11 protein-coding genes and 1 pseudogene are annotated in these 13245 nt (G+C 63.1%); 9 read left to right on the top strand and 3 right to left on the bottom strand.

Features of this window, described 5'->3' with window-relative positions; translation table 11 throughout:
- The first annotated feature begins 8 nt into the window (after positions 1 to 8).
- The 7 genes from ACZY0R_RS07415 (at position 9) to ACZY0R_RS07385 (ending at position 5585) form a co-directional block, all read left to right on the top strand.
- Positions 9 to 194, top strand: a complete 186-nt coding sequence (locus ACZY0R_RS07415) for a hypothetical protein (protein ID WP_488857796.1) — start codon at positions 9 to 11, stop codon at positions 192 to 194.
- 483 nt (positions 195 to 677) lie between these two features.
- Positions 678 to 1226 carry a hypothetical protein gene (locus tag ACZY0R_RS07410; RefSeq protein ID WP_488857795.1) on the top strand — a complete coding sequence of 183 codons (549 nt, stop codon included), beginning with the start codon at positions 678 to 680 and terminating at the stop codon, positions 1224 to 1226.
- On the top strand, positions 1223 to 1813 hold the full coding sequence (locus ACZY0R_RS07405) for a hypothetical protein (RefSeq protein WP_488857794.1): 591 nt from the start codon (positions 1223 to 1225) through the stop codon (positions 1811 to 1813). Before ACZY0R_RS07410 ends, ACZY0R_RS07405 begins: the two co-directional genes overlap by 4 nt.
- A gap of 18 nt (positions 1814 to 1831) precedes the next feature.
- Positions 1832 to 2638, top strand: coding sequence for a hypothetical protein (locus tag ACZY0R_RS07400; RefSeq protein WP_488857793.1), 807 nt, complete (start codon positions 1832 to 1834; stop codon positions 2636 to 2638).
- A gap of 73 nt (positions 2639 to 2711) precedes the next feature.
- On the top strand, positions 2712 to 3404 hold the full coding sequence (locus tag ACZY0R_RS07395) for a C39 family peptidase (RefSeq protein WP_488857792.1): 693 nt from the start codon (positions 2712 to 2714) through the stop codon (positions 3402 to 3404).
- Between the two features lies 1 nt (position 3405).
- A complete protein-coding gene (locus tag ACZY0R_RS07390; protein ID WP_488857791.1) occupies positions 3406 to 4185 on the top strand; it encodes a hypothetical protein in 780 nt (259 codons plus the stop codon).
- A 59-nt stretch (positions 4186 to 4244) separates the two neighbouring features.
- Positions 4245 to 5585, top strand: a complete 1341-nt coding sequence (locus ACZY0R_RS07385) for a transporter (RefSeq protein ID WP_488857790.1) — start codon at positions 4245 to 4247, stop codon at positions 5583 to 5585.
- 50 nt (positions 5586 to 5635) lie between these two features.
- Here ACZY0R_RS07385 and ACZY0R_RS07380 read toward each other — a convergent pair whose 3' ends face one another.
- From ACZY0R_RS07380 to ACZY0R_RS07370, 3 genes and pseudogenes are all read right to left on the bottom strand, one after another.
- Positions 5636 to 7006, bottom strand: a complete 1371-nt coding sequence (locus tag ACZY0R_RS07380) for a sigma-54 dependent transcriptional regulator (RefSeq protein ID WP_045236434.1) — start codon at positions 7004 to 7006, stop codon at positions 5636 to 5638.
- Positions 7007 to 7131: 125 nt separating this feature from the next.
- The gene (locus ACZY0R_RS07375; protein ID WP_488857789.1) at positions 7132 to 7602 is read right to left on the bottom strand and encodes a hypothetical protein; all 471 of its coding nucleotides are present in this window, start codon (positions 7600 to 7602) and stop codon (positions 7132 to 7134) included.
- 573 nt (positions 7603 to 8175) lie between these two features.
- Positions 8176 to 9532 (bottom strand): annotated as a pseudogene (locus ACZY0R_RS07370) (NCS2 family permease).
- Positions 9533 to 9918: 386 nt separating this feature from the next.
- On the opposite strand from ACZY0R_RS07370, the gene ACZY0R_RS07365 reads away from it, so the two are divergent.
- Both ACZY0R_RS07365 and ACZY0R_RS07360 read left to right on the top strand, forming a co-directional pair.
- Positions 9919 to 10122: a cold-shock protein gene (locus ACZY0R_RS07365; protein ID WP_035875195.1), complete on the top strand. Its 204-nt coding sequence runs from the start codon at positions 9919 to 9921 to the stop codon at positions 10120 to 10122.
- A 1807-nt stretch (positions 10123 to 11929) separates the two neighbouring features.
- Positions 11930 to 13024: a replication protein RepA gene (locus ACZY0R_RS07360; RefSeq protein ID WP_035875187.1), complete on the top strand. Its 1095-nt coding sequence runs from the start codon at positions 11930 to 11932 to the stop codon at positions 13022 to 13024.
- Positions 13025 to 13245 lie beyond the last annotated feature (221 nt).

Raw genomic sequence — 13245 nt, 5'->3', positions numbered from 1 at the left:
GAGGCACCATGAACAGAAGGACCATCCGCCGCCTCGGGACCGCCGTCTTCCTGGCGCTCGGCCTGCTCGCCGCCGCCGGCTGCGAACGCAGCCAGCCGGGTCCCAAGCCGATCTCCGGCGGACTCGCGCAAAACGCCGGCGGCACAGCGCCGCTGCGCGGCGTGGCGCCGAGCCTGCCAGGCGCGCCAGCCTGAGCGCATCGCCAGCTTCGCAACAGCGCAAGGCAGGCCAGCGTGGCCGGTACGGCCTGCACGGCACCCATGCTCCTGCAAGCTCGGGGCGTACCCGTTTCTGCGTAAGGACCATCGCACCTCCCGGACGGCGTTGCGCATGGCAAACGGGGGCTGCGGGGCACAAAAGCGGCCGGCAGCAAAGGCAGGCGGGCGCGCCAGCCGCCGGCAGCCCTGTTTCAGCAATGTAACCGGCGCCCGACCGCCCGTCCGGGCGCACATGGCGCGGCGTCTAGCCTGATCCATCATGGCTGGGCGGTAAATCGGCAATAGCTTACAACCGGCTTCGCTGCCAACACCGTGTTTCAGCGCTGCAACCAAAATGTCCCCACTTTTGCGGGGAACTTACGCACGAACTGGCAACACACCCGCAATCCCTTGCCAGCGCTGGATCCCAGGGTATTGGCACGCTTGTCGCTCTACTCCATACAGGGAGACATAAAAAAAATGACGCGACGAGTCCTACAACGTGGGAGTGAGTTCTGCCATGCGTCAGCCGCCTGCGCGAATGACGGCACGAAGGCGCTCGTATCGACTGGCGCGGCCTGCGCCCTCGGTCTTGCAGCTTTTGTCGCCGCCTTTGCTTCCTTCTCCGCGAGTGCCGACCCAGGCGATATCGTCGTTCTGCGCAGCGTCGAACCGCACATTGCCTATCGCGGCATTCCGCAGGGGGACATGCCGGTAGCAGCCGCTGTCGAGCCGTTTCCGTCCACCCGTTTCCAGCAATCCACGGCCGCCGTGGTGAGCGACCTGACCGACAGCGATCTCGCTGCCGCGGTGGGCCGCAGCACCGGCGGCACCGCCGTGTCCGGCGCCAGCCAGCCTGCCACCGGGCGGCTAGTCGTGGTGTCCAGCCAGATCGAGGGCCTGGCCAACGGCAGTGGCGCTGGAGGCGTCTCGGGCGGCATCGCCAGCCAGGTCGCGCAGGCTACCGGCAACATGAGCGGCGCCCTGATGCGCGGGCTGGCGCCGCTCGCGGTGGGAGGCCGGCCATGACCCTTACCCACGCTGCCGTTCTGGCCAGCCTGATGCTGGCCAGCCTCCCATCCCACGCCCAGGGCACCGACACCGACAGCGCCCGCATCGATACGGGCGCGCTCGCCGGTGTTGCCGGGCGTGCCGCCGTTAACCTGGCCGCCGGCAGCGGCAATGCGCAAAGCAACCAGGCTGCCATCGCGGACATTGGCAGCGCTACGGTGCAGTCGCGCCAGCACGCTGGCGCGACCGTGCCCGCGGGCGGCGCCGTGAGCCAGATCGGCAACGGCGCATTCGCCAATGGCAGCGGACTGCTGAGCGCCAATGTGGCCAGCGGCAACGGCAACCTGCAAAGCAACGCGGCAGTGCTGGCGCCGGCCGCCAGCGTAAGGATCGAAGCCATCTCCGACGGCCTGCTCGCCGCGGAATCGGCCGGAGGGAGTCGCCCGGGTTCAGCGGGCCATGCAGCGGGACCCCGCGAGGCAGTCATCCAGCCAGATGCCTACCGCAACGCGACGGGCCTGGTGCAGCTGAACCAGACGGCAGGATCGGGGAATGTCTCGTCCAACGTTTTTGTGCTCCGTCCCCCGGCGGGCACTTTTTTCTAAGCAGGGAAGGAGAAAATCATGAAAACGAAAATCCTCGCCATCGCAGCGATAACCTCGCTTTCCACCACTGCGTTTGCGGGCGGCTTCAGCTATTTCGATCGGCCGGACGATGCCGATATCTTCAACCAGACCGCCATCAGCAACGACATCTACGTCCGTGGCTTCGGTTTTGCCTGGGGCGACATCCGCTTCAAGTCCGAGTCGGGCGCGGTGGTCAACAGCCAGCAGAGCGCGCGCGACAATAACGTGCGCATCGGCCCGTCCAGCAATAGCGCATCCGGCGGCGGCAACGCGCTGTTCAATGCGCAGGGCAATATCGGCGTGAACATTTCCGCGGGGGCGGGTAATGGCCAGTCCAACCAGGCCGCGCTGGCCAGCATCGATGCGTCGGACGTGTTCGCCTCGGCGCAGGTTTTCTCCAGCCAGAAGACCGGCGATAACGGCGTGCGTATGGTCGGCGCGGCGAATAGCGCGAGCATGGGCGACAACATGCTGGCCGGGGCCAAGGGCAATGTCGGTGTGAACATCGCTGCCGGCGCTGGCAACCTGCAGAGCAATTCGCTGGCTGCCTCGGTCAATACGGGCAGCGGCAACAGCGGTGGCCGCTACGGTGCGCCAGTCGGCGTGCTGGCCAAGGCAACCGCCTCAAACGACCAGACGACTTACGGCAACGATCTGTCCATGTGCGGCTGCCAGTCGAGCAACGCCGCCACGCTCAGCGGCAGCGCCCTGGTCAACGCAGTCGGCAATATCGGCGTCAACATCGCCGCTGGCGCCGGCAACGCACAAAGCAACGGGCTCGCGATTTCCACCGCGGCCCATTGAAGCAGGATAAACGCGGCAGGAGAGCCGGGTACCGAGGGGTACCGGCTCATCCCGCCCAACGGGGGGATGTGTCATGCGCGCGCTATTCCGCTTGGCCAGGGCATGCGTGCTGCTAGCGGCGGCACTCAGCGCTCACGGTCAGAGCACGATGACAATCGACATCGACGGCCAGCCGATGCTCAGGAAGCCTGTCAAGAGCATGCTCGAGATGCGCTACCAGAACATGATGCGCCAGCAACTTGACTACAGTTGCGGTGCGGCCGCGGTGGGTACGCTGCTGCGCTACGGCTATGGCTTTGACCTGGCGGAGCCCAGGATCGTCGAGGACATGCTGCGCATCGCCGACGCCGACACCGTGGTCAAGAACGGCTTCTCCATGCTCGACATGCGCAACTACGTGGAGACGCTCGGCCTGCGCGGACGGGGCTTCCGGGTCGACTACAGCGCCCTGCGGCAACTCAAGATCCCGGTCATCACCCTGCTCGACGTCAACGGATACCTGCATTTCGTGGTGGTGCGCAAGGCAATAGACGGGCGCGTGTTCGTCGCCGATCCTGCGCTGGGGAACCGCATCATCAAGGAGGAGGACTTCGCGGCCAACTGGAACGGCCTGGTGTTCGCCATCGTCGGCCGGCCGTTCGACCCGAACTCGCCGCTGCTCAACATCACCGCGCCTGCCCTGCGCGACCGGACCAACGCCGCGCTGGCCGGGGGCATGGTGCCCGCGGCGCTGGACTTTGGCCTGATCCGGATGGATTACTTCTGACATGGACGCCGCGCTTCGCCTTCTCTGCCTGAGCTGCTCGGCCAGCGTGGCGCTGACCGCATCGGCCGCCGCGCGCGCCTCTGCCGCGACGGACGACTTGAGCGAGGTGGTTGCCTCGCCTGTCATGGCAGAGCTCGTCGGTGACGACGAACTGGCGGCCGTGCGCGGCAAGTACATGGGTGCGAGCCTGGTCAGCGGCTTTGTGGTGGAGATGGTCTCGCGCTGGCAGAACGACACGGCGATCGCGACGGCGAGCGCGCGCGTGGCGGCCGCCAACCTGGCCGCCGCCAGGGCGGTTTCCCAGGCCACCGCCAGCCTGTCGGCGCAGGTGCAGGGCCTGGCGCCAGGCAACGTGCAGGGCAATGGCGGCGTGGCCAGCTCCGCGGTGCAGGTCGCGGGCGTGGGCCAGGTTACGCAGATCGCGGGCGACGGCAACTCAGCCGGCAACATCAGTACCATCACGACGCAGACCGCGCCCATCCAGGCGGCGACGGGCAACAGCAACCCGGCACCGCAAGTGGCTCAGGGCAACGGCATCACTGCCAGCGCCACGATCGCTGCTGGCGGTGGCGTCTCGGTGGCCATTCAATCGGCCGCGGGCAGCGCCACACAGAATGCGCAGACCGGCAGCCTGATGCAGACCGCGCGCATCACCGGCGACGCGCAGCAAGTGCTCAACCTCACCAACATCACGCTGCAGGTGCAGCAACTGACAAGCCGGCAACTGACCCAAACCAGCATGCGGGACGCACTAGCGGCGATGGCAACGATGCGACGATAATCCACCATGCGAGGGCTGGCGCACCCGCATCGCGCCCTTTCAGATTTCCGGGGGGAAAGATGAAGTACGAATTCGCTCTGCTGGGTACCCTTGCGGGTACGCTGGTCTCCACTGGCGCGTGGGCCCAGGTCAGCGTCCAGCCCAGCACAGACGAGCGGATCGAACGGCTGACGAATCTGGTCGAGCAACAGCAAAAGACCATCAAGGCTCTCGAGCAGCGCCTGAACGACCTGGAAATGGTCGGGGCGCGCGGACGGGGGGTGGCAGGGGGAACGGGGAGCAGTGCCGAGGGGAATGCTGGTGGCGCCATGGCCGCCGCCGGTGTTCCCTCATTGGCACAAGAGGCCAGCCCTGCCACACCTGGCGCGACAGCCGCAGCCACCGCGACTTCCGGCAGCGATACCCCTGTAGTGGGTTCGGATGCGCGCGAAACCCAGCAGCAGGCACGCGTGCAGAGCAAGGACCTGGTCTACCAGAGCGAGCACGCGCCGCTGTTCGAGCGGCGCCTGACCATCGACAGCGGTTTCATCTATAGCTACTACGACCGGCGCGCGCTGTCGCTGTCCGGCTTCCTGGCACTCGATGCCATCTTCCTCGGTACCATCAATCTCAACCAGACCAAGTCGTACACGCTCACCTACGACACCATCGCGCGCTATGGTCTCTCCGACCGCTTTTCGATGGATTTCGATGTGCCGCTTATCTACCGCAATACCAATTTCCTCTCCGGCGGTGCGGGCGGTTCCGCCTCGAACCTGTCCGACGCGACGCTCAGCACGGCAGCGCCGGGCGACATCAGCATGGGTTTGTATTATCAGTTCCTGCGTGAGAGCGGCGCGGCACCCGACGTCGTCGGCAGCATCCGCGTACGCGCACCCACCGGGCGCTCGCCGTTCGGCATCAAGCTGGTTCCGGCGGACCCCAACAACAACAATCTCAATATCGCCGACCAGTTGCCCACGGGCAACGGCGTATGGGCCGTTACCGCCGGCCTGTCGCTGCTCAAGACCTACGACCCGGTGGTGTTATTCGTGAATGCCAGCTACACCTACAACATCAAGCGCTCGGTGAGCGATATTTCTTCGGTGCAGGGACAGGTCACGCCGGCCGACGTCAAGCTGGGCGACACGTTCGGCTTTGGCGGCGGCCTCGCGCTCGCGCTAAACGACCGCACGTCGATGTCGCTGGCCTTCAATGCCTCCATTTCGGGCAGCACGCAGGTCACCACCGCCGGCGTTACGCAGACCGTGATCGGCAGCCGTTCCAATGTGGCCACCATGACCTTCGGCTTGAATCACGTGATTACCAAAGGCTGGTCGGTGAGCGCCGCGATCGGCCTCGGGCTGACACCCGACGCGGCGAACTACACGGTGACGCTGCGCTTCCCTTATACGTTCTGAATCGGGTAAGCCGCTCCCGTCCTGTATGCCGCTTCGGCAGCGACGTGTTGCTACTCGCCGGCGCCGGGGCGCGCTTCGATACGGATATTGTGCTTGTGCATCAGCCGGTATAGCGTGACCCGCGAGACGTTGAGTTCGCGCGCGGCCGGCACCACATGGAAGCCGTGACTTGCCATCACGGTACGGATCGCCTCACGTTCAGCCTCTTCGCGGATCGCATCCAGGGTCTTGCGCGGTGAGTCGCTGCCACCGTGCAGCTGCAGGTCCTCCGCGGTGATCTTGCGGTTATCGGTCATCACGATGGCGCGCCGTACCCGGTTGATCAGTTCGCGTACATTGCCGGGCCACTCATATTGCATCATGGCCTGGGTGGAGCACGGCGAAAATCCGCGAATGCGCCGGTGCGCCTCGTGGCCATGTTCGGCGAGTACCGAGTTGGCCAGTAGCAGGATGTCCTCGCCGCGTTCGCGCAATGGCGGGATCGACAAGGTCAGCACGCATAGCCGGTGGAACAGGTCGGCACGGAAGCGACCGTCCGACTGGGCCGCCACCAGGTCCACGTGTGTCGCCGAGATGATGCGCAAATCCAGCGGGATCGACTGGTGCCCGCCGAGCCGGGTGATAGTGCCTTGCTGCAAGAAGCGCAGCAGGGCTACCTGGCTTTCCAGGGGCAGGTCGCCAATCTCGTCGAGGAACAGGGTGCCGCCCTGCGCCTGCTCGATCCAGCCGATCTTGCGCTGGTTGGCGCCGGTGAACGCCCCCTTCTCGTAGCCGAACAATTCGGACTGCACCAGGTGTGGCGGGATTGCGCCGCAATTGATCGCCACGAACGGACCTTTGCGCCGGCTCGAGGCTTCATGGATGGCTTGCGCCGCCAGCTCCTTGCCGGTGCCGGACTCGCCGGAGATAAATACGGGCGCCTCGTTGTGCGCCACCTTGGCGAGCGAGCGGAACATGGAACGCATGGCCGCGCACTCGCCGATCATCGGTCCGTGGCCGATCAGTTCGTGGCTGCGGGCGCCGTGCAGGCAGGCCATGCCGTGCGCGTGCTTGAGCGTGTAGAGCAGTTCGCTGAACGAGAACGGCGTGCGTACGTAGTCCACGCAGTAGTCGCGTATCAGGCGCCGGACGCGTTCGTCTTCCAGCATGCGCGACGACGTGATCGCCACCCACATCACGTGCAGGTATTGCAGGCTTTGTTCGAGCTGCATCAGGTCGGCATCGCTGTATTCGCTCTCGAGATCGAGCACGCCAGCCATCGGCGCGCTGCCCCGTACGACCCGGCTCAGATCCCGGATCTGCTGAATATGGCGAATCTCCCAGCCGGAGCCGAACTGGGCCGGGTCAAATCCATAGAGTTCGTGGCGCGATACGACCAGCACCTGTGCGGTGCGTGTCGCCGCCTTGCACAGTCGGTCCATAGCGTTCTCCCTGACATTGAGCACTTTGACTATTCCAGCTTCCGCCACGGCCGCACTCTGATGCGGGCTCTGTTTGCGGCCAAGCTGAGTCGGTTGGGGAGGATCCCCCACGCGCAACGTCGGCATTACGGTTTGGACTGGCTGCGGGACTGCTCGCCGAGAATGGCGGTGTGGTCGCCACCGGCCTGGAGCTGGTCGCGAATACGCCGGCGCACCTCGTCTTTCTCGCCCGTCAGCTCGCTACGCGGTGCCTCCGGCGACTGGCCCGAGTAACGGTAATAGAGCGCCTTGTAGGTCAGTTGGCTAAGGATCCATTCCTGCAACAACTCACGCTGGCGGGACAGTTCGCCTTCGAGCGAGCGTTGCCGCTGCAGCAATTGCTCGATCGCTGCCCGCGCATAGGGCGGCAGCGTCTCGTCCTGGCTGAGGAATGCTTCGACGGTACTGGCGGCAGGATCGCCGCGCTCGCTGACGCGGCTTCGGCGCGGTGCCTCGGCTGCGGCTTCTCCCAAAACCAACCAGGCACGGTGAATGGACAGGCTGGCGGACTCGCTGCTGGGCCCCATGGCGGGTCGCCGGATTTCTCCTGCGGTCATGATGTGATCCCCGTTGAACAACACCCCCGGCACTACACGTTCGCGATTACCACTTATGTTTGATCTTATTGTTTGCTCTTCTAATCGGGCGGGCGTGTATCCGCGCGCTCCTTTCGTGGTGGCGAAGCCATCTGGACGATGGTCTGATCGTTCAGTCCTTACCGTCTGTGTGTGTGCGGTGGACTTGCTTCTGTCTAACTTTTCAGGCCTGACTACACTGCGCCAACTGCGCGACCCCGGAGTGCCGGAGTCAAGAAGGGGCGCCCTTAAAGCGCCCCGCTATCTGCCACGCCTCTAGTTCAGTGCATTTGGGCCTGTTTGTCCAGCCCTCAGTATGGGCACTCAGCCGAATATCATCCTTCCGTATGAGCCACCTGCCCAAGTCCATCTGCCTTGCGAGGTAATTAGTCACTTACTTTTTTGTGTAAAAAGAACGACAGTTCCGGAGCCTGGCAAGCCCCGGGCACGTTTCGGGGGCACGCAGAAACGGGTACGCTCCAGCGATCCAGGAGGCGGCAAAGCGCTCCGCGTGCAACGCAGAAACGGGTACGCGGGCCAATCGCGGCCGCGGGCTCAATGCCCCGGCAAGTGATAGAACTCGAAGACAAAGACAGCGGCGATAATCCACACCATGACCGGGACCGTACGGGCCTGCCCTGTCAACAATTTGAGCCCGGCATAGGTAATGAAGCCAAAAGCCACGCCATTTGCCACCGAATAGGTGAAAGGCATGCCAAGCGCGGTCAGCACGGCGGGTACCACCTCGGTCGCATCGCTCCAGTCCAGGTCCACCAGTTCGCGCAACATCAGGCAGGACACGTAGAGCAGCGCCGGCGCCGTGGCATAGTCGGGAACGGTGCCCGCGAGCGGAGCGATGAACAGGCTGGCGAGAAAGAGCGTCGCCAACCGTGACCGCGGTAAGCCCGGTCCGTCCACCGGCCTGCACGCCTGATGCGCTCTCGATATAGGCGGTGGTGGACGAGGTGCCGAGAAAAGATCCCGCCATGATCGCCGAGCTATCGGCCATCAGTGCCTTGTTAAGCCGGTCCATCTTGCCCGCCTTTAGCAAGCCGGCGCGATTGGCCACGCCCATCAGGGTGCCGGTGGCGTCGAACAGCTCCACCAGGAAGAACACCAGTACCACATTGATGATGCCGATCGACAGGGCGGCGGAGATATCGAGCCTGAGCAGGGTCGGCGCAATGGAGGGCGGCGCGGAAAACACACCGTGGAACGTGTTGTCGCCGACCACGAAGCTAAGGTCGGTGGTCAGCAGGATGCCGATCAGGATCGCGCCTTTGACCTTAAGGTGATCGAGTGCCACGATCACGAAAAAGCCGGCGATGGCAAGGATGGCGGGAATCCGGTGCAGGTCGCCAAGGGTAAGCAGGGTGGCCGGGCTGGCGGCGACTATGCCGGCGTTCTTTAACGCGACAATGGCCAGGAATAGGCCGATGCCAGCTGTAATCGCCAGCCGGATCGAGTGCGGGATGCCATTGACGATCATCTCTCGCACGCGGAACAAGGTCACCAGCAGGAACAGGCAGCCGGAGATGAAAACCGCCCCCAACGCAGCTTCCCAGGGAGAGCCCATGCCCTTGACGACGGTGTAGGCAAAGTAGGCATTCAGCCCCATTCCCGGTGCCATCGCGATCGGGTAGTTGGCATACAGGCCCATGATCAGCGTGCCGGTCGCAGCCGCCACGCAGGTGGCTACGAATACGGCGTCCTTCGGCATGCCGGCGTCGCCCAGGATGCTAGGATTGACGAAGATGATGTAGGCCATGGTCAGGAACGTGGTCAGCCCGGCCAGCAACTCGGTGCGCACGTCGGTCTGGTGCTCGCTCAACTTGAACAAGCGCTCCGCCAGCGAGACTCCGGCGGCACCGGCGGGTGGACTGGGTTTGCTGGCGGGTTCCCGCGCTGGCATGGTTTCTCCTTTTGCTATGGTCACATCGAGGCGTAGGCCCGGGTTCCTGGCCGGGCTACTGACGCTGCGCATGTGCGGCCAAGCATACTGTCTAGCAATTTCTTCCCCCCCGCACCGCTGCCGGCCAATAGGCATCATCTGGAAAATGTGATGATCCCACGATGATCGGCAGTGGATCCGGGCAGACATCCAGAATCACCCTACCTTGACGCTGACGCTAATCCGCCGTATAAACCCCGCTAGATTCAAGCGACGAGGCAACAGCACATTCGTTAGCCACCGTCATGGTACTTCCGTTGTCCATGGTGTCCTTTCCTTGAGTTGCTTTGCTCGGATACGCGTGAGCTATCCGTTTCTTTTTAATTTTTCCCAGGAAAAGCAATACCATGCAAACCGGTATCGTTAAATGGTTCAACGACGCCAAGGGCTTCGGTTTCATCAAGCCGGACGCTGGCGGTGACGATCTCTTCGCGCACTTCTCTGAAATCCGCTCGGAAGGTTTCAAGTCGCTGCAGGAAAACCAACGCGTGTCGTTCGAAGTCAAGAACGGCCCGAAGGGCCTGCAAGCCGCGAACATCACGCCGCTGTAAGCAATAGACTGGCACCCCGCCCTGGGGTGCGCCCAGTCAGGAAAACCCCGCCTCTCGAGGCGGGGTTTTTTTTCGCCCGCGCGTACTGCGGGCGCGGCGGATCGGATCGGTCAGGCATGGCCCTCCACCCACTCGGCGCGCCACGGCGGACCGCCAACCGTGCAGCAGTCCTGCCGGGTATGCAACTGGCAGCGCGGCGCACTGGCGCCCCCAAACAGCGCCATTCCGCCACCTGCAGGCCCAAATCAGCCCATTAGCCAAAGCGCTCCCGGCAACGCACGCAGAAATGGGTACGCTCGCCTGCGGCGGGGCTGAAGAGAACTCCTGAAGATCCCCAATCAACCCGCAGAAATGGGTACGCCCAAGGTGCATTGAGCACCCACGGCCACTCCCGATGGCCAAAACCACGCAGAAATGGGTACGCCTCATCATTCAGGCGCTTCGCTTCGGCAACTGAACGGCGTTTGCCGGCTGTGGCGCAGCAAGTCATCACGCAGAAACGGGTACGCCCTGCCCCCAAGGCTGGGTGAATACCTCTGCGCAAGCAGCGCGGTGATGCAACGCCGCAACGCAGAAACGGGTACGCCCCTTCATTTTTCGGCCAGGCCCCATCCCTAGCCCAAGCCCCCCGGTCGCGCAGAAACGGGTACGGAGTGCGCGGTTTTTGGGCACCCTGACGCGGTTGGCTCCCTCTCGCAGTGCCCCCGCGCCACCCGGCGCCACGCTAATTCCTTGCCGCGGCAAGGAAAAACGTGCTCTCCCGCAGAAATGGGTACACCCCGGACGCAACGACAGCGTTCCTTCCATCGCAGAAATGGGTACGCCCCCGTCTAGTCATCGCGCACCGCCGGGGCACGCCACCATCCCCTCACCGCCAACAGCACGCAGAAACGGGTACGCCACCGGGAAGCCTTTAATTTATTTGCTATCTCTGAGTGCAAGCGCTCGCTTTCGATAATGAGCTTGTGTATAATAGAAAAGAGAACCAGTTTGCGGAAAATAGCAGTGCCGGATATGCGCAGAAACGGGTACGCGGCGAGCGAAAGGCTGGCTTGTTTGGCGCGCAGAAACGGGTACGCTAAGCGCGATGAAGCAACGAGATCCACGATTCGCAGAATCGGGTACGCCGCAGAAATGAGTACGCTTTGCGTGTACCAAGGGCCGGAGCCCGGATTTCAAATAGACCCACGCAGAATTGGGTACGGAAATGAAACGGCGAGCACCGTTGTTACGCAGAATCGGGTACGGGCGAGGTGGAAGAGGGCTTTGGCGGGATGGCCGGCGTACCCGTTTCTGCGGGGATAACTAGTCCGCAAACAAGATCCCAACGGTATACGTGGCGAAAAACGCCCTTGGCACGCAGAAACAGGTACGCTTTTGCCCCGGGGGGCTGTGGAAAAGCCTGTGGGAACAGGGACTTATCCCCGCAGAAACCGGTTCGGGCTTTGCGCTGAAACGGGTTCGGTATACCGCAGAATCAGGTACAGCACTTCGCAGAATCGAGTACGGTTTCACGCAGAATCGGGTTCGGCGAGGTCATATTTCCGCTTAAGAATCAGAGCCTTGGGGGCTCCGTATACGGTTTACAAGTAGTTAACCCATACTCTTATCGTTTACCGGTAGCTGATGGATTGCCGTCCGTGGACAACCCTGCGGGGTTGCCCACCGCCGGCAACCATGCGACCAGTCTGGAGACCCCTCACCCCAAAACACGCGGCATTGCAGGAAATTCGTCTACTGAACCCGTTTCTGCGTGACAAGGTTGTTGGCTTCGCGTAAAAAGTCGGGTATTCCGAAGCACGCCAATATGCCGATCAAACGCAACCAGACCATCCTTGGGTCCCGCGGTCCCGCCGATGTGGACAGTGAGCCCTCCCGCATCATCGTTCCCGGTGACGAGAACAGTCTGGTTCCGTCCGAGAAATTCCAGCGGCTCTTTGATGAAGCCCAGGCCATGGAGCGTGAAGACGCCTGGCAAAGCGGAGAAGTCGGCTTTCTGAGCCGGGCCAGCGTGCAAGTCACCCTGCCTTACCGAGCGCCAAAGGGCGCTCCCCCAGTGTGGACGCGGACCAGCGGGAATATTTCGCTGATGATCCAGCCTGGCTATTTCACCCAGCAGCGTTCAGAAAAAGCGAGCAATGGTCGCCAGAAGCTGGTATCCGAGACGGTGTCGCTCGGGTATCCCTACGGCTCCTATCCGCGCCTCATGCTTGCCTGGATCGGCAAGGAAATCATGGCCAAGAAGAAGCGGGGCGAGTTTACGGGGACCGTAGAGGACCGTCGCATCTCGCTTGGCAACTCCTTGTCCGAGTTCATGTACAACCTGGGCATCCCGATGGCCACAGGAGGTAAACGCGGCACCATGACCCTGGTGCGGCAACAGATGATCCGTCTGTTCTCCGCCACTATTGCGATCGTCCAGAACAAGTCAACGCCCAGCCAGAACCAAAACCAGAGCCACGAGCCTCTTTCAATTGACCGTGTTGGCTACCTGCTGGCAGACCAGCTGTCGACGTGGTGGGATCCCATGCAGCCTGGCCAGGGGTCCATGTTTGAGAGTTTCGTGGTCTTGTCCGAGCCGTTTTTCAATGAACTGGTTAACCGGCCGGTTCCGGTTGATATGCGTGCGTTGAAAGCACTCAAGCAATCCCCGTTCGCGCTCGATGTTTACTCCTGGCTAACCTATCGCTTTTTCACGATCCAGCGCCGCACGGAAATCCCCTGGGAAGCCTTGCAGATGCAATTCGGCACGGAAACTGAGAGCGAGCGTAAATTCCGAGCGCTGTTCCGCAAGGCGCTTAAGGATGTGCTGGTTGTCTATCCAGGCGCCAAGGTGGACGCCGATTCCTCCAAGGCGCTGATCCTGCAGCCCTCCAGGACCAGCGTTCGCAAGCTGGCCTGACCCTTGCCACATGTGGTGCGGAACCCGCGGGCTGCTCCAGCGCGCGGGTTTTTCGTTTCTGGAGGGCATCAGTGCTTGCGGAGAAAGGGAAGCGTCGTGGCTGTCCGCGGGTCTTGCCTGGCGGGCACTTCCGATGGGGGACCGTCGCGGAAACTGTGCTCAAGAACAAGCGGTAGGGGAGGCGCGGCCTTTTGGCAGTGTAAACACAAAAGGCAAGCGAA

It is taken from the genome of Cupriavidus sp. F041 (assembly GCF_057814235.1).
Note: the sequence above shows the minus strand (reverse complement) of the source record. Positions and strands in the feature narration are given on the sequence as shown.